Source organism: Nocardioides sp. Root190 (assembly GCF_001428565.1).
GTDB lineage: Bacteria > Actinomycetota > Actinomycetes > Propionibacteriales > Nocardioidaceae > Nocardioides.
In genome coordinates, this window is sequence record NZ_LMIA01000001.1 from 278,394 (window position 1) to 301,664 (window position 23,271).

Below are 23,271 nucleotides of genomic sequence, written 5' to 3' on the forward strand. Positions count from 1 at the left end.
ACAGCGTGTTGCATCGGCGCTGGCGATCAAGCCGAACTCGAGGCTGGACCGAGCACCTTCCCGAAGGACCGCGCCAGGGCAGCGTGCGCATAGAACCCGAACCCGGGGATCGCGACGTACCCCTCACTGGCGTACAAGGCAATCGCCTCGGGCTGCTTCAAGCCGGTCTCGAGCACGGCGAGATCGTGGCCGGCCGCGAACGCACTCCGCTCCAGCTCGGCCAGCACGGCGCGGGCCAGGCCCCGGCCCCGGTGCTCCGCGACCACGAACATCCGCTTCAGCTCGACTGCACTGTTGCCACCGAGCGCCTGCACCGGCGAGCGTCGCCACGCACCCGTCGCCACGGGTACGCCGTCGTCGTACCCCACGAGGAACAGGCCCTCCGGCGGGTCGAACACGGTCGGGTCGACGGGGCTCTCGTCGGGCGAGCCGTAGCGCTCGGCGTACTCCTCCTGGACGCGCGCGACGAGGGCGGCGGCATCGGGGTGGAGGTAGCCGACGGGGCGGAGTTCGAGGTTCGCTTGCATCGCGAAACCGGTTTAGCACCGGCGTCACCTGCCTGTCACACTGGAGCCATCTCTGACAACGTCGTCAGCCTCCCCGCGCTCACCCTCGACGAGAAGGATGACCACGTGCCCGACATCCAGATCCCCGCTGATCTCAAGCCAGTCGACGGCCGCTTCGGCGCCGGTCCCTCGAAGATCCAGACCGGTCACCTCGACGCGCTTTCCGCCACGGGCGACACCCTGCTGGGCACCTCGCACCGGCAGGCGCCGGTACGAAACACCGTCGGTCGTGTGATCGCAGGCCTCTCCGACCTGTTCAGCCTTCCCGAGGGCTACGAGGTCGTGCTCGGCAACGGCGGCGCGACGGCGTTCTGGGACATCGCGGCGTTCGGCCTGATCGAGAAGAAGTCGCAGCACCTGACGTTCGGGGAGTTCTCGAGCAAGTTCGCCTCGTCGGTCACGGCAGCGCCGTGGCTCGACGAGCCGTCGGTCATCAAGGCCGACCCGGGATCGCGCCCGGTCGCGGTCGCGGAGGCCGGCGTCGACGCCTACGGCTGGGCCCACAACGAGACCTCGACCGCCGTGATGGCGCCGGTTGTGCGGCCCGAGGGCATCGACGAGGGCGCCCTCGTGCTGATCGACGCCACCTCGGGTGCGGGCGGCCTCCCCGTCGACCTGACCGAGAGCGACGTCTACTACTTCGCCCCGCAGAAGAGCTTCGCCTCGGACGGCGGCCTGTGGTTCGCCGTCTTCAGCCCGGCCGCGATCGAGCGCGCCGAGCGGATCGCCGCCTCGGACCGCTACATCCCGCCGTTCTTCAACCTCAAGACAGCCATCGACAACAGCCGCCTCAACCAGACCTACAACACCCCGTCGGTCGCCACGCTCTTCCTGATGGCCGAGCAGCTGGACTGGATGAACGCCCAGGGCGGCCTCAAGGGCATGGTCGAGCGCACCACGGCGTCGTCCGATGCGCTGTACGGCTGGGCCGAGCGCACGTCGTACACGACGCCGTACGTCGCCGACCCGAGCCACCGCTCGCTGGTGATCGGCACCATCGACTTCGACGACAGCATCGACGCCGCCGAGATCGCGAAGGTGCTGCGCGCCAACGGCATCGTCGACACCGAGCCCTACCGCAAGCTCGGCCGCAACCAGCTGCGGATCGCGATGTACCCCGCGATCGACCCGAGCGACATCGAGGCCCTCACCCGGTCGATCGACTTCGTGGTCGAGGCGCTGGGGAGCTGATCGGGATTCTGGCGGGTGGCAGTTTCACCGCTTAGGCGGTGAAACTGCCCCTGGGCGCATGAAATTCCGTGTGCTCAGAGGCAGTTTCGTGGGTTAGGCGGTGAAACTGCCACCGAGCACCCACCCGCCCGCACCACCGGCCAGCACCACCACCCACCTCAGGCGTACTGGTCCACCCGCGGCGCACCGAGCGCCATCATCAGCTCACGCCGGGCGGCGCCGGTGATCGCACCGGGGGTGGCGAGGGCTTCGACGACGGAGGTCTGCAGGCCCTTGTGCTCGTGGAAGTGGTGAAGGGCGGCAGCACGCCACTCCTCGATGGCCGGCCCCATGTCCGGCCCCACCACCGGCATCGAGTCCAGCGTGTCGTGGGTGCGGGCGATCCAGGCCCCGCAGAGCAGGGCGACAGCAGCCAGCAGGACCGCAGTGGTCAGCTCGATCGGCATCGTCGTCTCCCTCGTTCGTTCGCTTGCGTTGGTGACCGGACCAACGACGTGCGCTCGACAGGGGTGACGATCGGTCGATCAAATCGGGACGAAGTCCCTGTTCAGAGGCGTTGCGCCACCAGGTCGTACGACGCACGACCGAAGGCCACGATCCGCGCCAGCTCCACCGAGGTCGGCGTGCTGCGCAACGTCTCGATCGCGGCGTCGACCGCGTCCTCCCGTGGCCAGCCGTAGACCCCTGCGCTCACCAGAGGGAACGCGATCGATCGCGCTCCGAGCTCGTCGGCCACCTCCAGCGCCCGTCGGTAGCAGGAGGTGAGCTGTGCCCGGTCGGTCTCCCCGGCGCGGTGGTTGGGCCCCACGACGTGGATCACCCACTGCGCTGGCATCTCGCCCGCCGTCGTCCACCCGGCGTCACCCGTCGCGAGGCCTTCCGGAAAGCGTCGGCGACAGTCGTCCAGCACCGCGGGTCCGCCGGCCCGGTGGATCGCACCGTCCACGCCGCCACCGCCGCGCATCGCCCGGTTGGCGGCGTTCACCACCACATCGACCTGCTGGGCGGTGATGTCTCCCTCGACGACCTCGATCTCCATGGATCGAGCGTGCCACGACCCTCAGACGGTTCGCAGCCGCACGACGCAGGGGCCGCCCTCGGTCAGGCCCTGCGCGACGCGCACCGCCTTCTTCACCGGCAGCACGTAGGTCTTCTCCTCGGCGCTCGGGAACACCGAGGTCTGCCAGGTGCTCGTCCCGATCGTGACCTCGACGCGCACGCTGCCGAAGCCCTTGCCGGGCACGGCTTCCGCCTCGATCTCGTCGGAGAGCCCGAAGGGCAGGCTGACGAAGAACCACGCACCGTTGGCCTCCTCGCGCGCCGACCAGCGCCACAGCTCGGCCACGAACTCCTGCTCGCTCACCCGATCGATCCTGTCAGCGACCACCGACGAGACGCAGGGTGGCCCGCTCCAGTGCCAGTTGCCGGGCGTCGGGGTCCGGGTGGCGACGCCGTACGGCGGCAGCGATGGTCCGTCCCTCCTGGTAGGCGTCGACGACCCGCGGGTCGACGTAGGCCGACCGGGCGAGGGCGGGGGTGTTGCCGAGGAACTCCGCCACCTCCTTCATCGCGCCGGCGACGGCGCGCTTGCGGGCGGTCACCGAGGCCTCCGGCCCGGGCGCCTCGGCCAGCGCCGCTGCGGCCAGCACCGTCCCGTGCCAGGTCCGGAAGTCCTTGGCCGTCACCTCGAGCCCGCTCACCTCGCGCAGGTAGTCGTTGACCGCCCCCGCATCGAGGTCCAGCAGTCGGCGGTCCGCTCGGCGTCGGCGGCGACGACGATCGAGTGCGGTGACGGCCACCGGGTCGTCGATCTCGACGTGGTGCTCCACCCCGGACTTCCCGACGAACTCGAACACCAGCATCTCCCCCGAACGCCGCACGTGCTGTCGCTCGAGCGTGGTCAGGCCGAACGAGCCGTACTGCTCGACGTACACGTCGTCACCGATGCGGAAGCAACCCAGGTCGATGAGTCGCACCGCGAGCGCACAGGTCGCCCGCTCGCCGAGGTCGTCGGCGGCGAGGTCGGCCAGCACGTTCTCCCGGATGCCGGGCAGCCGCCGGCCCATGCCGACGACCCGTTCGTGCTTGGCCGCAGCGCGCTGCTCGACCCACGCCGGGTGGTAGAGGTACTGCCGGCGCCCGGCGTCGTCGGTCCCGACGGCCTGGAGATGACCGTTGGGGCGAGGACAGATCCACACCTCGGTCCAGGCGGGCGGGATGACCAGGGCCTTGCACCGCTCCGCATCCACGGGCGGCAGCGGCTTGCCTGCCTCGTCGAGATGGACGAAGCCGCGTCCGGCACGGCGTCGGCCCCAGCCCGGGTCCTCCGGCGAGGTACGACGCAGACGGGGCACGGCTGGACGGTAACCCGACGCGGCCGAATCATCCCTCCCGCACAGGGCGCAGGCTCAGGGGGCAGGCTCAGGGAGCAGGCTCAGCGCGGCCGCAGCGAACGCACGAGCACCCCGATCACGACGGCACCGACGACACCACCCAGCGCCCACGGCCACCACGACCGTTCTGCGACGACCTCGACGGGCGCGGACTCCCCCGCCGTCCCGGGACTCGCGGGGGTGGACGACCCGTCCGTGGGATCGCCCTGCGGCTCCTCCGAGATCGGCAGGTCGACCCGCAGCACGTCGGCGTCCTTGCCCTCCGAGCTCACCAGCACCTCGCCGTCCTCGCTGACCGCGATCCCCTCGCCCTGCTGCTGGGCGGGCAGGTCGAGGATCGCGACCCGGTCGAGCTCGGGCCACGCGTAGACGGCGGCCTGGGTGTAGTTGCGGAGCACGAGATGCTTCCCGTCGGGCAGGAAGGCCCCGTCGGTGGCGATCCCGAGCACCTCGTCGACGGCCTCCAGCTGGTTCGGGCCGTCGGGGTCGAGGGTTGCCGGGGCGAGGTACAACCGGCCGATGAACTCCTTGGCCACGACGTACAGGCGCCCGGTTGCGGGATCGACGAGGAGGGACTCCGCATCGTGCGCACCGTCCGGATAGACCAGCTCGTACGTCGTCGCCCGGACCTCACGCTCGCCGCGCCCGAACGGCACCCGAGCGACCTCGATGCTGTCGCGGGAGGCGGTGTTGTCACCGATGTCCCCGACGTAGACATGGCCGTCCCCGGCGGGCGCGAGGGCCTCGATGTCGCGCGCCTCCCCCTGCCAGCTGGTGACGCCGACGGTGTCCCCGGTGGCCGGGTCGACCGTGAAGATCCGGTTGCCGTCCCCGGAGTCGTTGACCGTCACGACGAGCCCGTCGCGCGCGACCAGCCCGCTGGACTCGAGGATGTCGGGATCGGTGAAGTGGAAGACCACCTCGGACTCGACCGGCTCGGTTGAGGGGCCCGACGCGGCGAGCCCGATCCCGAAGGGCAGGGGCAGCAGGAGGAACAGCAGCTTCTCCACGCGGCTCAAGCGCCGTTCCCGCCCGGGGCCGCGAGGAGGTCCCCGAGGCGCGGGGCGATGGCCCAGGTGGCGACGAGGGCGTCGTACTCGTCGGCCGGACCGGCCGACCCGCCCGAACCGACCGACCCGCCGGCTCCCCCGACCCGCACCGCACGCAGCAGCGTGTTGCGTGGAGTGTGCGCGCTGTCGACGAACTCCATCACGTCGACCTTGTAGCCACGACCCCGCAGCAGCAGGGCGCGCAGGGCGTCGGTCAGCGTGTCCGCGAACCGCTCGCGCAGGATGCCGTCGCGCACCAGCGAGGAGTACGGCGACGGGGTGGGACTGCGACGGAGCTGGGCCGCGATGTCGTGGTGGCAGCAGGGTGCGGCCAGCACGAGCGGCGCCTCCCACTCGACAGCCCGGGCGAGGGCGTCGTCGGTGGCGGTGTCGCACGCATGAAGTGCGAGCACCACGTCCGGCGGCTCCGGCAGGACCGCGTCCCCGATGGTGCCGGCGACGAAGAGTGCGTCGATGCCCAGGCGCTGCGCCACGGCCGCGTTGTGGTCACGGGACTGCTCCTTCACGTCGACACCGGTCAGCCGCACCGGGATGTCACGGCGCTCGGTGAGGAAGCGGTGGGCGGCGAAGGTGAGGTAGCCGTTGCCGCAACCGAGGTCGACGATGCGCAGCGGGTCCTCGGCGCTCGGTGTGCGCAGGTGCCCCTTCGCGACGGCGTCGGCCACGGACCGGTCCAGGATCCGCAGGAAGTCCTCGATCTGGCGGTACTTCGCCATCCGGCTGGGCTTCATCCGGCCCTGTGCGTCGGTCATCCCGAGCTCGGCGAAGACCGGGTCGCCCTCCGGCAGCAACCGCTCCTTGGCCCGGTCGTGTCCACGAGCGGGCTCGGGGGCAGAGCTCGCCGCCGTGCGTCGCGAGGTGTGGATCGCGGCCTCGCCCTTCTTGGTCACGCGCAGCGACAGCAGCTCGGCGCTGGTCTCGACCGTCCAGTTGCCGAAGGGTGCCGCCAGCAGCTCGTCCACGACCGCCTCGGCCGCCTCCCCCTGCAGGTGGTTGGCGGCATGGGCCTGGGTGGCGTCGTACCTCGTCACCTGGAGGTGGCGCCCGGCCTTCAGGTCGACCCACCGCAGCTCGACGCGACGCCACACGGGTGCCTCGGCGCGGCGTCGACCGGACCCGATCGCCCGCACCAGCTCGCCTTCGGCCAGCAGCCGCTCACGGGTCAGGGCCAGGCCGACGGGCAGGGTCTCGGTCCGGCTGCTCATCGTCCGGTCACTTCGAGAGGGCCGCGACGACCACGATGAGCAGGAGGATGACCAGCGCGGCCGGGATGATCAGACGGCGATGGCGCGGGTTCACGTCCTGATCCTACGGCCCTGATTCTTTGCCTTCTGCACCGCCGGACCTCCGCGATTCATCGGTAGAGTCCCGAACACAAGTCTGCTCTTGGGGGAGGGGGACTGGAGCTCGAGCCGTGCGGGTCATCACCCGGATCCTGGTCGTCGCTCTCGGGTGCCTGGCCCTCGTCGGCCTGCCTGCCGCGCCGAGCGTCGCCGCACCGATCCTGACGGTGCGCAGCATCACGCTCTTCCCCCAGGTCGGCGGTGAGCTCACGCTGGTCGCCTCCCTCGATGGCACGGGCGGCACTGGCAGCACGGGCGACACGGGCGACCTGCCCGGACCGCTCACCGTCGAGAAGTGGGTGGCCGGATCGGGCTGGACGCAGGTCGAGGCGTTCGCCTCGAGCAGCGACGCCGGCGCGCTGACCGTCCCCCTCACCTCCGGACCGATGGCCGCGGGCGGCACCACCTGGGTCCGCGTCGTCGGTCCCGGTGAGGGAGCCCTCGTCTCGGACAAGCTCGGACTGCTCGTCTTCGGCAATGCCACTCCCCCGTTCACCACGACACCCCTGCCCACGGTCACCGGCACGCACGCGGTCGGCTCGACACTGCGTGCCACCGCAGGCACCTGGACGCCCACGCCCGCCGCGATCGGCCTGCAGTGGAACCGCGACGGGGTCAAGATCGGTCCGATCGCCGCGACGTACACGCTGAGTGCCGCCGACCTCGGCCACCGGATCACCGTCTCCGCCGTGGCCTTCCCGCACAAGGGAACCGCCGACATCTTCACGATCCGCGACAGCAGGCCCGCGGGCCCGGTCGTCCGGGGAACGTTCACCATCTCCGAGCCGCGCATCCTGGGGCGCGCCGTGCTCGGCGAGGAGCTCCGGGTCGACCTGGGCACCGTCCACCCCTCGCCGCGCACCCTCACCCACCAGTGGTCGCGCGACGGCGTACCCGTCGAGGGCGCCACCGCGGCGACCCACACCGTCGCGCAGGCCGACGCAGGCTCGGTCCTCACGGTCACCGTGCGCGCCGAGGCCGACGGCATCGAGCCGGCGGAGCGGACCAGCGCGGCGTTCACCGTCCCGGCCGACGTCGGCCCGCCCGGTCCCCTGCTCGCCGATCACCTGCGCCCCGATGACGGCACCCCGCTCCCCGCAGCGGAGGTCTCGGTCCGCTCGGGGACGGCGCTGCCGGCGTGGCCGACGATCCACCGCACCTGGTGGACCTCCCCGTTGCTGACCCACTCGCAGGTGCCCGTACCGTTCCTGACCCTCGCCAGCACGATGTACGGCCAGGACTGGGCGCGCGAGGTCAACGGGGCCGAGTACGCCGGCACGAACGTCTCGATGAAGAACATCGACGTCTCCTTCACCATCACCGCGCGCCGCTTCGCGATCGCCTATCGCGGCACCCGGACCCACGACGCGATGGTCTGGCTGGACGGTCGACCCGTGTCGGCGACGCCACTGGTGACCAGTAGCCCCGGGGACACCGCCTACGCCGCGAACTGGATCGTGATCGAGCTGCCCGAACGGCGGACGACCGAGGTGCGCTTCACCGGCCCGCTGAGCTTCACCGGCGTCGACGTCCCCGGCGACGAGAACGCCGTGATCACCGCCAGCCCGGAGCGCCTCACCGTCGGGGTCGTGTCGGACTCGCTCTTCGACGTGTGTGCCGAGGCGAGGTGCATGAGTCGCGCCGCCGTCCCGACACTGAGCAGCCTGACCGGTTGGCGGGTGTGGAACCTCGCCGAGGGCGGCACCGGCTACCTCTCCTCCTCCAGCGCACCGGGATTCGGTGCCTACCAGCCCAGCCCGTTCGGTTCCCCCCGACGACTCGACGCCATGGCGCGGGCGCCGATCGACCTGCTCCTGGTCAACGGGTCCTTCAACGACGCGACGGTGGCGTCCTACTCGGCGGAGTCCCACCGCGCTGCTGTCGAGAAGTACCTCACCGACGTCGCACGACTCCGCCCAGGGCTCCCCGTGGTGCTCGTCGGCGTCGAGCCGATCGGGCGCTACCAGACGCGCTACTGGGACGACCGGGCACGGGCGATGAACGCGACCCTCGCGTCCATGGTCGGTCGCCACGACAACGTCATCGGCTTCATCGACCCCTACACCGATCGCTGGCTCACCGGAACCGGCTCGATCGTGGCGCCGACCGGCGACGGCAACCAGGACGTGTACGTCGGGACCGACGGCGTGCACCTCACCGTCGCCGGGGTCGCCTACTACGTCGGACGGATCGTCGACGAGCTCGTCGAGCTCAGGCTGCCGGCCAGCCTCACCAGTGCTCGAGCGACGCCGTGATGATCGAGGCGAGGTCGTCCCCGGTGACCTGTTTGGGCGCCGTGGCCAGGAGTCGCTGCTGCTGGAGGGCGCCGGTGACGAGGTCGTCGACGTCCTGCTCGCCGTAGCCGACGGCACCGAGGCCGTTGGGGATCCCAATGTCCTGCATCAGCCGCGCCACCACGTCGGGAAGGACGTCGGGCCCCTGCCCCGAGGCGGTCGGATCGAGCAGGCGCGCGGCCCGGAGGTGGCGCTCCGGGGAGGCGTCGAAGGTGAACCGGAACGCCTCCGGCGCGGTCAACGACACCGCCATGCCGTGCGGCACCATCGGCTCGTCCTGCGGGTAGCCCACGGGCGTGAAGTCACGGACCCGACCGGCGATCGGGTAGGCATTCGCGTGCGGGATGTGGACGCCGGCGTTGCCGAACCCGAGCCCGGCGAAGGTGGCGGCCAGGGCCATCTGGTCCGCCGCCGCGTCCCCACCCGGATCGCCGGGTTCGCGACGTACGGCGTCCCGGAAGGCCGTCGACAGCAGGTCCAGGGCACGCTCGGACCACAGGTCCGCGATCGGGTTGGAGCCGCAGTAGGGCACCCGCTGCTCCGGCGTCTTGGCGTCGAAGTCGGCGTACCAACGGGCGGTGTAGCTCTCCAGCGCGTGGCAGAGGATGTCCATCCCGGCCGCCGCGGTCACCCCTGCTGGCTGGGTTGCGGACAGGGCGGGGTCGACGACGGCCAGCCGCGGCCGCAGGGCCGCGTGGCTGATGCCGGTCTTGACCTTCAGCGCGAGCACGTCCATCACGCAGATGGTCGTCGACTCGCTGCCGGTGCCGGTCGTCGTCGGGACCGCCACCAGGGGCAACACCGGCTGCTCGGGAGCGCGGGCCTTGCCGACCGGTGCGTTGACGTAGTCCATCAGCTCACCGGGATTGGTCACGAGCAGCGCGACCGCCTTGCCCGTGTCGATCGCGGAGCCGCCACCCACGGCCACGACAGCGTCGAAGGGACCCTCTCCGCGCGCGAACGCGACGGCGTGCTCGAGCGACACGTCGGTCGGCTCGACCCGGGCACCGTCGTAGACCACGACCTCGAGACCGTGCCCGCGCAGGGACTCGGCCACCGTGCCGGCGTGCCCGGCGGCCGCGACGCCCGCATCCGTCACGAGCAGCACGCGTCTGGCACCCCAGCCCCGGACGTCGTAGCCGATCTCGCGGGACGCTCCGCGGCCGAACTTCAGTGCGGGCGCTGCATAGGTGAAGACGGTCTCGCTCACCCGGCGAGCGTATCCCCGGCCACCTCGATGGCAGCGCGCACGGAGCCGTAGACCTTCAGCGCGCCGCTCGCGACCTCGGTGAGCGGCACCCAGGCGACCTGGTCGGTCGTGCCGCCCTCCTCCACGACCCGCGGCTCGCCCTCGCCGACCGTGGCGCGGTAGATCACGCCGATCGCGTGGAAGTCCTCGGCACGACCGTTGGGCGCCGTGCCGGTGAAGTGGTGGTCCAGCACGGTGAGCAGCTCGGTGGCCTCACCCTCCAGTCCGCACTCCTCCCACAGCTCGCGCCGGATCGTGTCGGTCGGTGTCTCCCCGTGGTCGATGCCGCCGCCCGGCAGGTGCCAGGTGCCCGGGTCCGGAGCGAGGTCCGAGGTCCGGGTCAGCAGGATCGCGCCGTCACGGATCACACAGGCGTAGGCAGCCGTGCGCTGCCGCTGCCGGATGCGGTACGACGCCAGCGCGTCGGTCACGAGGCTGACCGTCGGGACCGTGCCGTCCAGCACGTCGGCGATCGGCTTCCAGGCCGCCTCGGCCGTGCTGCCGTCCACCTCGGTGACGTGCGGCTCCGGCGAGTCGGGCGCCACCCAGCCCTCGTAGACGATCCGGACCGAGTGGGCGTCGACGCGACGCCCGCGGCGCCAGGAGTCCTCGACGTGCAGGGAGTGGACGTTCGCGGTCGAGTCGACCTCGGCGTGCAGCCCGGTCTCCTCGTAGACCTCGCGGACGACTGCGTCCTGCGGGTCCTCGCCGTGGTCGACGCCGCCGCCGGGCAGCGACCACAGCTCCTTCTTGGTCACCCGCTCGGAGAGTCGGGAGAGCAGGATCTGCTCACCACGCACGATCACGGCGTACGCCGCGAGCCGCTGCACGCGCTGCCCCATCGCTGTCTCCTCTCCTCCGTCGTTCACCTTCGGCCGGGTCACCTGCTCGACCGGGTCAACTGAAGGGTGGACGTGCATCGCGGGCGAGCGAGCGGCGACCGGCCCAGCGCCACACCCGGGCGGCACGGTCGCGGTCCTCGTCGGTGACCAGGTTGCCCATCCAGCGCAGCGCGAGGGTCATCAGCAGGTCCGAGCGCATCCCGACCGGCCCCAGGGCCGGCAGCAGGCGCGGCACGGTGACCAGTCCGGCGAGCCGGCGCGCGATCGAGAACGACTCGCCGTAGTGCTCGCGCAGGATCTGCGGCCACACCACGGACAGGTCGACGTCGGGCGTCTCGGCGAGCAGCTCGGCCAGCATCCGACCGGTCTCCAGGCCGTAGTCGATGCCTTCGCCGTTGAGCGGGTTCACGCAGGCGGCGGCGTCCCCGATCAGGGCCCAGTTGCGGCCGGCGACGTGGGACACGGCGCCACCCATCGGGAGCAGCGCGGACGTCTCCATGCGCAGCTCGTCACCGAGGCCGAACTCCTCACGCAGACGCGAGGCGTAGAGCCTCATCAACGGCTTGATCGCCACATCGGTGGGTCGCTTCGCCGTGGCGAGCGTGCCGGCACCGAGGTTGACCTCGCCGCTGTCCGCGCCCAGCGGGAAGATCCAGCCGTAGCCGGACAGGATCTCGTCCTGCTCCCCGCGCAGCTCCAGGTGCGAGCTGATCCACGGGTCGTCGGCGCGGGTGGAGGTGACGTACGAGCGCCCGGCGACGCCGTAGACGGTGTCGCGGTGCCACTCACGGCCCAGCACCTTGCCAAGCGGGGAGCGCACGCCGTCGGCGACGACGAGCCGCCGGCAGGCGACCTCACGGCCGTCCTTGAACACCACGGCTGCGACGCGGTCGCCGTCCATGCGTACGTCGACGGCCCGGGCGCCGTCGAGCCCGGTGGCTCCGGCCTTCAGGGCATTCGTGCGCAGGTGGTCGTCGAGCTCGGTCCGGGCGACCGCACTCCCCCAGTCCGGCAACGTGCCGCCGGGCCAGGGCAGGTGCAGGGTCTGGCCGAACCCGTGGGCCCGCAGGCCCTGGTTGACCGTGTGCGCACGCACCCAGTCGCGCAGCCCCAGCCGATCGAGCTCGCCGATGGCGCGGGGCGTCAGGCCGTCGCCGCAGGTCTTGTCGCGCGGGAAGACCGCTGCGTCGGCGAGGACCACGTCGGCACCCGAGCGCGCCGCCCAGGCAGCTGCCGCCGCTCCAGCGGGACCGGCGCCGACGACGAGGACGTCGGTGCTCAGGGTGGACGTGTCACTCATGGGGGCATTGTCTCAGCCCGGCCCACACGACCCGCATCCTGCCCGGCGCTGGCACCGGGTCGAGCTGCGATCAGCTGGCCTCGACGACGACCTCGTCGTAGCCGTAGGCGACGTCCTGACCCGGCGTCGGGTCGTCCACCGCACGCACGAGCACGTCGAGATCAGTCCGGACGTCGTCGTCGGAGCGCGAGAAGTCGTTGGCGACGAGCACCATCTTCTGGGCCACCTCGTGCAGCGTGGTCGCGGTCCGCGAGAGCACGCTCGTCGCCTGCTCACGGAGGTGGGTGGTCTCCGTGTGATGGCCGCGGCGGCCGTAGCCGACCAGGAAGTACCGTTCCCACGGCCAACCGTTCAGGGCGGGGAGGTCACCGGACACGAGATCCAGCGTGCGCGCGACCACCTCGACCAGACCCGCGGCCTCCAGCAGCTCCGGCCCGTGGACGTCGATCGTCTCGCCGGGTCCGAAGTACTCCTCCCCCGGCCCGCCGTCGACGAAGGGCACCGAGGTGCCGGGCGCCGTGAGGTCGTAGTAGTCCGGGTTGGCCACCGCGCGGGCGACCAAGGTGTCCGCACAGTCGGCATAGGCGCGCTCGGTCTCGCTGACCGCTCGGCAGTGGGCGCTCAGCGCCAGGAGCAGGTTGCCGTGGACACCCGAGACGCTGCTGGCCTCGAACTCCAGCTCCGGCGGCTGCTCGACGTCGGGGATGGCCGCGGAGAGGGTCGCGCTGAGTCCGGCGACCACCAGGACCCCGGGTCCCGCTATGAATCCGCTCGCGATGGTGGCCAGGCCTGAGATCACCGCGAACCCGGTCTTGATCAGGCTGGTGTCGCCGCCACCACCGGAGGCGTACCTCCGGAAGGCCGCCTCCGCCTTGTCCGCGATGTCGAGCAGGTCCTCGGTGTTGTCGACCCAGACCTGTCGCTCACCCTCCACGACCACGCCGAGGCCGGCGACCAGGACCTGCTGGCCCGCGATCACATTGCCCAGCCGACCCAGGTACGAGCGGCGCAGCGCTTCCATCGCCGCACCCTGGCGAGGACCGATCTCGGTCATGATCTCCGAGAGGAGGACGGCCAGGTCGAGGTTGCCGTGACCACTCGAGGAGCTGCTGCCCTCGCCGTCGAGGTAGGCGCCACCCGCATCGAGGGCCGTCGCGAGCTCACCGAGCCGCTGGACCGGGAAGTCGAAGGTGACCGGCTGGGGCGCGTCCTCGAACCGCTCGAAGTTCTGCCGGATCTCCTCGTCCCACTTCTCGTAGAGCTGGGTCGCGTCGGTGTACTGCCCGACGAAGTTCGCCTGGACGTGGTCGACCTCGATGTTGCCGTAGAGGAAGACCTTGCCGTCCGGGTAGCTGATCCGGATCGGATCGGAGACCGGGAGCTCCTCGGTGGGACGCGAGTAGCCCTCGAAACCGTCGCGACAGTTCCCGTAGTAGTTGAAGTCCGACATCTCGGCCTCGATCGCCGCCTCGATGACGCGCTTGATCGCGGCGGCCAGGCCCGGCACGTTGTGGCCCATCGCAGTGCCTTCCGTTCGTGAAGTGGTCCTGACCCTCCTCCCCCGGAACGGTTCTCGACAAACGCTCACCACAAAGCACACAGGCCCTCCCGAGCAGATGCTCGGAAGGGCCTGCGGTGACGACGGATCAGTTCTGGTAGGAACCGAAGTCGAAGTCGTCGAGAGCCACTGCCTGACCCGTGGCGTTGCCGAACTCGTAGTCGTAGGACTCGTAGCCCGTGACGGCGTACGCCGCGGCGCGCGCCTCCTCGGTCGGCTCCACACGGATGTTGCGGTAGCGCTCCAGACCGGTACCGGCCGGGATGAGCTTTCCGATGATCACGTTCTCCTTCAGGCCACGCAGGCTGTCGGAGCGACCGTTGATCGCGGCGTCCGTGAGCACCCGGGTGGTCTCCTGGAAGGAGGCCGCCGAGAGCCACGACTCGGTCGCGAGCGAGGCCTTGGTGATGCCCATGAGCTCGGGACGACCCGAGGCCGGCTTGCCGCCCTCGGACACGACGCGACGGTTCTCCGTCTCGAAGCGAGCACGGTCGACCAGGTCGGAGGGGAGCAGGTTGGTCTCGCCCGACTCGAGCACCGTGATCCGGCGCAGCATCTGCCGCACGATGATCTCGATGTGCTTGTCGTGGATCGACACACCCTGGCTGCGGTAGACCTCCTGGACCTCGTCCACCAGGTGCTGCTGGGTCTTGCGGACACCGAGGATGCGCAGCACCTCCTTCGGGTCGGGCGTGCCCTGGGTGAGCATCTGGCCGACCTCGATGTGGTCGCCGTCGCCGACCAGCAGTCGCGAACGACGGCTGACGACGTACTCGATGACCTCGGAACCGTCGTCGGGCGTGACGAGGACCTTGCGGGCCTTGTCGGTCTCCTCGATCTCCACGCGGCCAGCGGCCTCGGAGATCGGGGAGACACCCTTGGGGGTCCGGGCCTCGAAGAGCTCGACCACGCGGGGCAGACCCTGCGTGATGTCGCTCGCGGAGGCCACACCACCGGTGTGGAAGGTACGCATGGTCAGCTGCGTGCCGGGCTCACCGATCGACTGGGCCGCGATGATGCCGACGGCCTCACCGATGTCGACGAGCTTGCCGGTGGCCAGCGAACGGCCGTAGCACTTCGCGCAGGTACCGGTCTTGGCGTCACAGGTGAGCACGGAGCGAACCGTGACCTCCTCGATGCCGGCAGCGATCAGCTCGGCGATCTTGACGTCACCCAGGTCCTCGCCGGCCGCCGCGAGAGTCGCGCCGGTGCTCGGGTGGGCGATGTCCTTGGCCGCACTGCGGGCGTAGGCCGCGGTCTCGGCGTTGTCGTCCTTGACGACCACACCGGCCTCGTTGCGCACGCCGATGACCTTCGGCAGGCCACGCTCGGTGCCACAGTCGTCCTCACGGATGATGACGTCCTGCGACACGTCGACCAGACGACGGGTCAGGTAACCCGAGTCGGCGGTCCGCAGCGCGGTGTCGGCCAGACCCTTGCGAGCACCGTGGGTGGAGATGAAGTACTCCAGGACCGAGAGGCCCTCACGGAAGTTCGCCTTGATCGGGCGCGGGATGATCTCGCCCTTCGGGTTGGCCACCAGACCACGCATGGCGCCGACCTGGCGGATCTGGTTGAAGTTACCCGAGGCACCCGAGTAGACCTGCATGTAGATCGGGTTCGCCGGCTGGGCCCGGAAGGCCTCCTCCATGGCGTCTCCGACCTTTTTGCCGGCCTCGGTCCAGATCTCGATGAGCTCCTGACGACGCTCGTCGTCGGTGACCAGACCACGCTCGAACTGGGTCTGGATCTTCGCGGCCTTGGCCTCGAACACCGACAGGATCTCGGCCTTGTCCTCGGCCACGACGACGTCGTCGATCGAGACCGTCACGCCCGAGCGGGTCGCCCAGTGGAAGCCGGTGTCCTTCAACGCGTCCAGCGAGGCAGCGACCTCGACCTTGCCGTAGCGCTCGGCGAGGTCGTTGACGATCGAGCCGAGGCGCTTCTTGTGGACCTCTTCGTTGACGAACGGGTAGTCCGCCGGAAGCGTGTCGTTGAAGAGCGTGCGGCCCAGCGTGGTCTCGACCAGGACCGGACCGGTGCCCTCGACACCGTCGACGACGACGTCGAACAGACGGATCCGGACCTTGCTCTGCAGGCTGATCTCGTTGCGGTCGTAGGCCATGATCGCCTCGGCCTGGGTCGAGAAGACCCGACCCTCACCGATCGCGCCATCGCGCTGGGTCGTCATGAAGAACAGGCCGATGATCATGTCCTGGGTGGGCATGGTGACCGGACGGCCGTCCGACGGCTTCAGGATGTTGTTGGTCGACAGCATCAGGATCCGCGCCTCGGCCTGGGCCTCGGCGGAGAGCGGCAGGTGCACGGCCATCTGGTCACCGTCGAAGTCCGCGTTGAACGCGGTGCAGACGAGCGGGTGGATCTGGATGGCCTTGCCCTCGATCAGCTGGGGCTCGAAGGCCTGGATGCCGAGGCGGTGCAGCGTGGGCGCACGGTTGAGCAGCACGGGGTGCTCGGTGATGACCTCTTCGAGGACATCCCACACGACCGGACGGCCGCGCTCGACCATCCGCTTGGCCGACTTGATGTTCTGCGCGTGGGACAGGTCCACGAGGCGCTTCATCACGAACGGCTTGAACAGCTCGAGCGCCATCTGCTTGGGCAGACCGCACTGGTGCAGCTTGAGCTGCGGGCCGGAGACGATGACCGAACGACCCGAGTAGTCGACGCGCTTGCCGAGCAGGTTCTGGCGGAAACGACCCTGCTTGCCCTTGAGCATGTCGGACAGCGACTTGAGCGGCCGGTTGCCCGGGCCGGTCACGGGGCGACCACGACGACCGTTGTCGAACAGCGAGTCGACGGCCTCCTGGAGCATCCGCTTCTCGTTGTTGACGATGATCTCCGGCGCACCGAGGTCGAGCAGCCGCTTGAGGCGGTTGTTCCGGTTGATGACGCGGCGGTACAGGTCGTTCAGGTCGGACGTCGCGAAACGGCCACCGTCGAGCTGCACCATCGGGCGCAGGTCCGGCGGGATGACCGGAACGGCGTCGAGGACCATGCCCTCGGGCTTGTTGCCGGTCTTGCGGAACGCCTCGACGACCTTGAGCCGCTTGAGCGCACGGACCTTGCGCTGACCCTTGCCAGTGGCGATGGTCTCGCGCAGGCTCTCGACCTCGGCCTCGAGGTCGAAGCTCTGCAGGCGCTTCTGGATCGCCGTGGCGCCCATGTGGCCCTCGAAGTACTTGCCGAACCAGTTCTTCATCTCGCGGTAGAGGACCTCGTCACCCATGAGGTCCTGCACCTTGAGGGTCTTGAACGTGGCCCAGACCTCCTCGAGGCGGTCCAGCTCGCGCTGCGAGCGGTCGCGCAGCTGCTTGAGCTCGCGCTCCGCACCGTCGCGCACCTTGCGGCGCTGGTCGGCCTTGGCACCCTCGGCCTCGAGAGCGGCGAGGTCTTCCTCGAGCTTCTTGGTGCGGTCCTCGAGGCCCGAGTCGCGGCGCTTCTCGATGGACTGGCGCTGCAGGCCGATCTTGCCCTCGAGGTCGGCGAGGTCGCGGTGACGCGCGTCGTCGTCCACGGCGGTGATCATGTAGGCGGCGAAGTAGATGACCTTCTCGAGGTCCTTCGGCGCCAGGTCGAGCAGGTAGCCGAGGCGGCTCGGAACACCCTTGAAGTACCAGATGTGCGTGACCGGGGCGGCGAGCTCGATGTGGCCCATCCGCTCGCGGCGGACCTTGGAGCGGGTCACCTCGACGCCGCAGCGCTCGCAGATGATGCCCTTGAAGCGCACGCGCTTGTACTTGCCGCAGTAGCACTCCCAGTCCCGGGTGGGACCGAAGATCTTCTCGCAGAAGAGGCCGTCACGCTCGGGCTTGAGCGTGCGGTAGTTGATGGTCTCCGGCTTCTTGACCTCGCCGTGGCTCCACGTACGGATGTCGTCCGCGGTGGCCAGGCCGATCTGAAGCTGGTCGAAGAAGTTAACGTCGAGCACGATGGCTGCTGTCCTTCGTTAGTTCTGTGAAAGGTGAGGCTGGGGACTGAGGGAGGCTCCTACGGCGCACTGGGCGCCGCAGGAGCCGTCACACTCAGACTTCTTCGACGCTGGAGGGCTCGCGACGCGACAGGTCGATGCCGAGCTCCTCGGCGGCACGGAAGACGTCTTCCTCCGCGTCGCGCATCTCGATGGGGGTGCCGTCCTGGGACAGGACCTCCACGTTGAGGCAGAGCGACTGCATCTCCTTGACGAGAACCTTGAACGACTCGGGGATACCGGAGTCGGGGATGTTCTCGCCCTTCACGATGGCCTCGTAGACCTTGACGCGACCGGGCACGTCGTCGGACTTGATCGTCAACAGCTCCTGCAGGGCGTAGGCGGCGCCGTACGCCTCCATCGCCCAGACCTCCATCTCGCCGAACCGCTGGCCACCGAACTGGGCCTTACCGCCCAGGGGCTGCTGCGTGATCATCGAGTAGGGGCCGGTCGAACGAGCGTGGATCTTGTCGTCGACCAGGTGGTGGAGCTTGAGGATGTACATGTAGCCCACCGAGACGGCTTCCTTGAACGGCTCACCGGAGCGGCCGTCGAACAGGTTGGCCTTGCCCGACTCGTCGATCAGGCGGTTGCCGTCACGGTTCAGCGTCGTGGCACCCAGCAGACCGATGATCTCGTCCTCACGAGCACCGTCGAAGACCGGCGTGGCGACCTTCGTGTTGGCCGGGGTCTTGTCGACGCCGATCTTGATGAGCCGCTGCTTCCAGTCGGCGTTCTCGGGGTCACCGGACAGGTTGATGTCCCAGCCCTGCTTGCCGAGCCAGCCGAGGTGGAGCTCGAGGATCTGACCGATGTTCATCCGTCGCGGGACACCCAGCGGGTTGAGGACCACGTCGACCGGGGTGCCGTCCTCCATGAACGGCATGTCCTCGACCGGCAGGATCTTCGCGATGACGCCCTTGTTGCCGTGACGGCCGGCGAGCTTGTCACCGACGGAGATCTTCCGCTTCTGCGCGACGTAGACGCGCACCAGCTGGTTGACGCCCGGCGGCAGCTCGTCGCCCTCCTCGCGGTCGAAGACCCGGACGCCGATGACCGTGCCGGTCTCGCCGTGCGGAACCTTCATCGAGGTGTCGCGGACCTCGCGCGCCTTCTCACCGAAGATCGCGCGGAGCAGACGCTCCTCCGGGGTCAGCTCGGTCTCGCCCTTGGGCGTGACCTTGCCGACCAGCAGGTCACCGTCGCGGACCTCGGCACCGATGCGGATGATGCCGCGCTCGTCGAGGTCGGCGAGCATCTCCTCGCTGATGTTCGGGATGTCGCGGGTGATCTCCTCCGGCCCCAGCTTGGTGTCGCGGGCGTCGACCTCGTGCTCCTCGATGTGGATCGAGGTGAGGACGTCCTCCTGCACCAGGCGCTGGCTGAGGATGATCGCGTCCTCGTAGTTGTGGCCTTCCCACGGCATGAATGCCACGAGCAGGTTGGTGCCGAGTGCCATCTCCGCGTTGTCCGTGCAGGGACCGTCAGCGATCGGCGAGCCGACCTCGAGGCGGTCGCCCACCTCGACGATCGGGCGCTGGTTGATGCAGGTGCCCTGGTTGGAGCGCTTGAACTTCGCGAGGCGGTACGAGGAGTACGAGCCGTCGTCGTTCATGGCCTCGATGAGGTCGGCCGAGACCGACTTCACGACACCGGCAGCGGTGGCGACAACGACGTCACCGGCGTCGACGGCGGCACGGAACTCGATGCCGGTGCCGACGATCGGGCTGTCGCTGCGGATCAGCGGAACGGCCTGACGCTGCATGTTGGCGCCCATGAGCGCACGGTTGGCGTCGTCGTGCTCGAGGAACGGGATCAGCGCGGTCGCGACCGACACCATCTGGCGCGGCGAGACGTCCATGTAGTCGACGTCGTCGCCGGGGATCTCGGAGACCTCGCCCTGGCGCAGGCGAACGAGCACCCGCTCCTCGGCGAACTTGTTGTTGCCATCGAGCACGGCGTTGGCCTGCGCGATGACGTAACGGTCCTCGTCGTCAGCGGTGAGGTAGTCGATCTGGTCGGTGACCGTGCCGTCGACGACGCGGCGGTACGGCGTCTCGACGAACCCGAACGGGTTGATCCGACCGTAGGAGGCGAGCGAGCCGATCAGGCCGATGTTCGGGCCTTCCGGGGTCTCGATCGGGCACATGCGGCCGTAGTGCGACGGGTGGACGTCACGGACCTCCATGCCGGCGCGGTCACGGGACAGACCACCCGGGCCGAGCGCCGAGAGGCGACGCTTGTGCGTCAGTCCGGCGATCGGGTTGGTCTGGTCCATGAACTGCGAGAGCTGCGAGGTTCCGAAGAACTCCTTCAGCGCCGCGACCACGGGACGGATGTTGATCAGGGACTGCGGGGTGATGGCCTCGACGTCCTGGGTCGTCATCCGCTCGCGGACCACACGCTCCATGCGGGCCAGACCCGTGCGGAGCTGGTTCTGGATGAGCTCGCCGACCGTGCGCATGCGACGGTTGCCGAAGTGGTCGATGTCGTCCGGGCTGATCTCGATGTCGCCCTGGGCCGAGGACAGGTCCGGGCGACCGTCGTGGAGCGCGACGATGTAGCGGATCGTGGCCACCATGTCCGAGATGGTCATGGTCTGCTGGTCGAACGCCTGGTCCTGGCCGAGCTTCTTGTTGATCTTGTAGCGACCGACCTTGGCGAGGTCGTAGCGCTTGGTGTTGAAGTAGTAGTTCTTCAACAGCGTCAGCGCGGCCTCACGCGTGGGCGGCTCGCCCGGGCGGAGCTTGCGGTAGATGTCGAGCAGCGCGTCGTCGGGACCGGAGGTGTTGTCCTTCTCCTCGGTCAGCTGGATCGACTCGAACTGGCGCAGGTCGGCCATGACGGCCTCGTAGTCGTACTCCTCGCCGGTGTCCTCGGCGACGGCCTGGAGGGCCTTGAGCAGCACGGTGACGTTCTGCTTGCGCTTGCGGTCGAGGCGGACGCCGACCATGTCGCGCTTGTCGATCTCGAACTCGAGCCATGCGCCACGGCTCGGGATGAGCTTGGCGGTGTAGATGTCCTTGTCGGACGTCTTGTCCGGGACCCGCTCGAAGTAGACGCCGGGCGAGCGGACCAGCTGGGAGACCACGACACGCTCGGTGCCGTTGATCACGAAGGTGCCCTTGGGCGTCATGAGCGGGAAGTCGCCCATGAAGACCGTCTGGCCCTTGATCTCACCGGTCTCGTTGTTGGTGAACTCCGCGGAGACGTAGAGCGGGGCGGAGTAGGTGAGGTCCTTCTCCTTGCACTCGTCCACGGTGTACTTGGGGTCGTAGAAGACCGGGTTCTCGAACGACAGCGACATCGTCTCGGAGAAGTCCTCGATCGGGGAGATCTCCTCGAAGATCTCCTCGAGTCCGGACTTGAAGGTGGCGTCGACGCCGGAGGCGATCCGGGCCTCGATCCGCGACTTGTGCGCCTCGTTGCCGATCAGCCAGTCAAAGCTGTCGGTCTGGAGGGACAGGAGCTGCGGCAGTGCCAACGGCTCCTGGATCTTCGCGAAAGAAACGCGGGACTTACCGGGGGTGGTGCGCGTTGCCAAGAGTTGTCCTTCGACGGGTTCGACTCTTCGAGAGCGCCATCCCCCCACGTCTAGGGCCACCGGGTAGGCCAGAGCGCATCTGAGGGCAGGCGCAAGGAGCCACGATACACGAAAGACGCGCGCTCGACAATGCCGGCTGCGCAGGTTCCTCACAGCCGTGGAGCGGCCCGTCAGTGCCTCCGGGGAGCCACCGTCCAACCGATGCGCCGATCATGCTCGCCGCGTGCCGCGAGGTCAAGTGGAACGGCGGCGAGCCGGGGCTGGCCTCAGCCGCAGCTCGCGTCGGTGCAGAGGTCGTCGAGCAACCACGCACCGTCGGACTCGACCAACGACATCGTGGCCCACATCCGCAGCACGAAGGGCTCGGCGGCCTTCTTGGTCACGCGCTGGTCGATGAAGACCACGACGGTCGCCCGCTTGCCGTCGGGGTCGATGCGGCTCAACGCAGTGGCGGTGGCGCTGGCCTCGACCACGATCTCCTGGGCCACGGCCTCGGCCGTCAGGTCGGGCCACGCCTTGGCCTGCTTCGCCGCCATGTCGGGCGTGAGGTACTCGCGCAGCCGTTCGAGGTCGGCGGCCATCGTCTGGTGGTTGTAGGACAGCACCGGGGTGACCAGCTGCTCGGCGGCGGTCTCGACCTCGAGCGTCGCGCGGTCCTGGGTGGCCGCCCGCTCGGCGACGTCCTTCGGGGACTCCTCCGCGCGCACGCCGTCCAGGGTGATCAGCCAGATCGTCACGGCGATCGCCAGGACCGCAGCGATCGCCGCCGCGATGAGCAGGGTCGAGGAGGGGCCTGTGGAGGGCGCGGCCGGCGTGGGGTCGGTGGGATCGTCGGCCGGGTCATCGGTCGGGGCATCGGCGGCGGCGCTGGTCGCCGGGGCCTTCGCGAGGTCGACCGGGACCGCAGGGGTCACTGCGTCCGGCTCGTCAGCAGCGGCGGAGGCCGCGGCTGCGGCCTCGGCTGCCTGCTCGGCCGCGAGCTCCTTGTCGCGGGCCTCGACGAGCCCTGCGTCGTAGGCCGCCCGCTTGTCGGTGTCCAGCAGGACGCCAGCAGCATCGTTGAAGGCGCGGAACCGACGCTCGGTCGGGTCAAGGTCGGCGATGGCGCTCTTCCACGCCGCACGGATCTCGTCCGTGCTCGCGGACTCGTCGACGTTGAGCAGGTCGTAGAGGTTGGCGCTCACGGTCACTCCCCCGTTCCCGAGTCGGAGGGGCTGGGCGTGCCCGACGGGCTGCCCGAGGGCGTGCCGGACGGGGTGCCCGAGGGCTGGGGCGCGGGGTTCGCGCCGCCCGGGGTGGAGGCCTCGGCGAACGACGGGAGGTCGTCGTCGAGGTCGTCGAGGTCGTCGACCTGCCAGGCGCCGCCGAGCTTGACCATCGAGACCTGGTAGCGGAAGCGCAGCGGCTCGAAGTCGATCCGCTTGGTGGCGTCCTCGGGGTCGGGGTAGGAGAAGCCGACGATGCCAGCGACCAGCAGCTCGGCGGAGTCGTTGTCGATCGAGGCCACGCCCACGGCGTACACGGTGCCGACGCGGTCGATGCCGGTCTCGGTGACGGTCTGCTCGGCGTAGCCGACGTTGCCCTCGAAGATCTTGGCGAACTTCGCGGTCATCAGGTCGCCCACGGCGGCGTACTCGGCCATCTTGCCGTCCTGGCCGAGCTGGTCGGGACCGTAGGTGTTGAAGCGCTGGACGAAGGTACGGCCGGCCGCCAGCACCTTCTCGCGATCCGCCACCGGGTCGGAGCCGGGGTCGATCAGCGAGTCGATCTTCTTGACCGGGTTCGCCCCGGCGCCCTGGTCGAGGACGGTCCAGGCCGACCAGGCCAGGCAGGCCACGACGAGGCCGAGCAGCAGTCCGAGGACGCTCCAGCGCAGCGTGGGGTTGCCGAGGCGCCCGTGGGCAGCCCCGGTGTCGGGTGCGGTCACTTG

Annotated in this window: 17 protein-coding genes; 2 read left to right on the plus strand and 15 right to left on the minus strand. The window is 69.7% G+C overall.

The window, feature by feature from the left end; all coding sequences use genetic code 11:
- Positions 1–26: 26 nt before the first annotated feature.
- A complete protein-coding gene (locus tag ASE01_RS01310; protein ID WP_056748019.1) occupies positions 27–527 on the minus strand; it encodes a GNAT family N-acetyltransferase in 501 nt (166 codons plus the stop codon).
- A gap of 105 nt (positions 528–632) precedes the next feature.
- On the opposite strand from ASE01_RS01310, the gene serC reads away from it, so the two are divergent.
- Positions 633–1,757 (plus strand): phosphoserine transaminase, encoded by a 1,125-nt coding sequence (gene serC, locus ASE01_RS01315; protein WP_056748021.1) that lies wholly within the window; start codon positions 633–635, stop codon positions 1,755–1,757.
- 158 nt (positions 1,758–1,915) lie between these two features.
- Here the strand turns inward: serC and ASE01_RS01320 are convergent, their stop codons facing one another.
- The 6 genes from ASE01_RS01320 to ASE01_RS01345 all read right to left on the minus strand — a co-directional run bounded on the left by ASE01_RS01320 (position 1,916) and on the right by ASE01_RS01345 (position 6,425).
- Positions 1,916–2,203, minus strand: coding sequence for a hypothetical protein (locus tag ASE01_RS01320; protein WP_056748023.1), 288 nt, complete (start codon positions 2,201–2,203; stop codon positions 1,916–1,918).
- Between the two features lie 101 nt (positions 2,204–2,304).
- Positions 2,305–2,796 carry an O-acetyl-ADP-ribose deacetylase gene (locus ASE01_RS01325; RefSeq protein ID WP_056748025.1) on the minus strand — a complete coding sequence of 164 codons (492 nt, stop codon included), beginning with the start codon at positions 2,794–2,796 and terminating at the stop codon, positions 2,305–2,307.
- 21 nt (positions 2,797–2,817) lie between these two features.
- A complete protein-coding gene (locus ASE01_RS01330) occupies positions 2,818–3,120 on the minus strand; it encodes a DUF1905 domain-containing protein (RefSeq protein WP_056748566.1) in 303 nt (100 codons plus the stop codon).
- Positions 3,121–3,133: 13 nt separating this feature from the next.
- Positions 3,134–4,111, minus strand: a complete 978-nt coding sequence (locus ASE01_RS01335) for a DNA topoisomerase IB (protein ID WP_056748027.1) — start codon at positions 4,109–4,111, stop codon at positions 3,134–3,136.
- 80 nt (positions 4,112–4,191) lie between these two features.
- The gene (locus tag ASE01_RS01340; RefSeq protein ID WP_157537033.1) at positions 4,192–5,169 is read right to left on the minus strand and encodes a WD40 repeat domain-containing protein; all 978 of its coding nucleotides are present in this window, start codon (positions 5,167–5,169) and stop codon (positions 4,192–4,194) included.
- A complete protein-coding gene (locus ASE01_RS01345; protein ID WP_056748030.1) occupies positions 5,166–6,425 on the minus strand; it encodes a class I SAM-dependent methyltransferase in 1,260 nt (419 codons plus the stop codon). Before ASE01_RS01345 ends, ASE01_RS01340 begins: the two co-directional genes overlap by 4 nt.
- 209 nt (positions 6,426–6,634) lie before the next feature.
- On the opposite strand from ASE01_RS01345, the gene ASE01_RS01350 reads away from it, so the two are divergent.
- Complete coding sequence (locus tag ASE01_RS01350) at positions 6,635–8,818, plus strand: SGNH/GDSL hydrolase family protein (RefSeq protein ID WP_056748032.1); 2,184 nt, start codon at positions 6,635–6,637, stop codon at positions 8,816–8,818.
- Here ASE01_RS01350 and ASE01_RS01355 read toward each other — a convergent pair.
- From ASE01_RS01355 to ASE01_RS24895, 8 genes are all read right to left on the minus strand, one after another.
- Entirely contained in the window at positions 8,793–10,067 is a 1,275-nt protein-coding gene (locus ASE01_RS01355; RefSeq protein WP_056748034.1) for a hydroxyacid-oxoacid transhydrogenase, read from the minus strand. The two genes, ASE01_RS01350 and ASE01_RS01355, sit on opposite strands and share 26 nt — an antisense overlap.
- On the minus strand, positions 10,064–10,948 hold the full coding sequence (locus tag ASE01_RS01360) for an NUDIX domain-containing protein (protein WP_056748036.1): 885 nt from the start codon (positions 10,946–10,948) through the stop codon (positions 10,064–10,066). Before ASE01_RS01360 ends, ASE01_RS01355 begins: the two co-directional genes overlap by 4 nt.
- A 55-nt stretch (positions 10,949–11,003) precedes the next feature.
- Complete coding sequence (locus ASE01_RS01365; RefSeq protein ID WP_056748038.1) at positions 11,004–12,248, minus strand: geranylgeranyl reductase family protein; 1,245 nt, start codon at positions 12,246–12,248, stop codon at positions 11,004–11,006.
- A 70-nt stretch (positions 12,249–12,318) separates the two neighbouring features.
- Positions 12,319–13,767: a hypothetical protein gene (locus tag ASE01_RS01370; protein ID WP_056748041.1), complete on the minus strand. Its 1,449-nt coding sequence runs from the start codon at positions 13,765–13,767 to the stop codon at positions 12,319–12,321.
- A gap of 127 nt (positions 13,768–13,894) precedes the next feature.
- Positions 13,895–17,758, minus strand: a complete 3,864-nt coding sequence (locus ASE01_RS01375) for a DNA-directed RNA polymerase subunit beta' (protein WP_056748043.1) — start codon at positions 17,756–17,758, stop codon at positions 13,895–13,897.
- A gap of 94 nt (positions 17,759–17,852) precedes the next feature.
- Positions 17,853–21,341, minus strand: a complete 3,489-nt coding sequence (gene rpoB, locus ASE01_RS01380; protein ID WP_056748046.1) for a DNA-directed RNA polymerase subunit beta — start codon at positions 21,339–21,341, stop codon at positions 17,853–17,855.
- Between the two features lie 266 nt (positions 21,342–21,607).
- Positions 21,608–22,525 (minus strand): J domain-containing protein, encoded by a 918-nt coding sequence (locus ASE01_RS01385; protein ID WP_157537034.1) that lies wholly within the window; start codon positions 22,523–22,525, stop codon positions 21,608–21,610.
- A gap of 2 nt (positions 22,526–22,527) precedes the next feature.
- Positions 22,528–23,268, minus strand: coding sequence for a hypothetical protein (locus tag ASE01_RS24895; RefSeq protein ID WP_056748050.1), 741 nt, complete (start codon positions 23,266–23,268; stop codon positions 22,528–22,530).
- Positions 23,269–23,271 lie beyond the last annotated feature (3 nt).

Bases quoted from the DNA above. Each gene is read 5' to 3' on its own strand.
- ASE01_RS01365 (WP_056748038.1), bottom strand. From the start codon at position 12,248: ATGAGTGACACGTCCACCCTGAGCACCGACGTCCTCGTCGTCGGCGCC.
- ASE01_RS01345 (WP_056748030.1), bottom strand. From the start codon at position 6,425: ATGAGCAGCCGGACCGAGACCCTGCCCGTCGGCCTGGCCCTGACCCGT.
- ASE01_RS01310 (WP_056748019.1), bottom strand. From the start codon at position 527: ATGCAAGCGAACCTCGAACTCCGCCCCGTCGGCTACCTCCACCCCGAT.
- ASE01_RS01325 (WP_056748025.1), bottom strand. From the start codon at position 2,796: ATGGAGATCGAGGTCGTCGAGGGAGACATCACCGCCCAGCAGGTCGAT.
- ASE01_RS01320 (WP_056748023.1), bottom strand. From the start codon at position 2,203: ATGCCGATCGAGCTGACCACTGCGGTCCTGCTGGCTGCTGTCGCCCTG.
- ASE01_RS01370 (WP_056748041.1), bottom strand. From the start codon at position 13,767: ATGGGCCACAACGTGCCGGGCCTGGCCGCCGCGATCAAGCGCGTCATC.
- ASE01_RS01360 (WP_056748036.1), bottom strand. From the start codon at position 10,948: ATGGGGCAGCGCGTGCAGCGGCTCGCGGCGTACGCCGTGATCGTGCGT.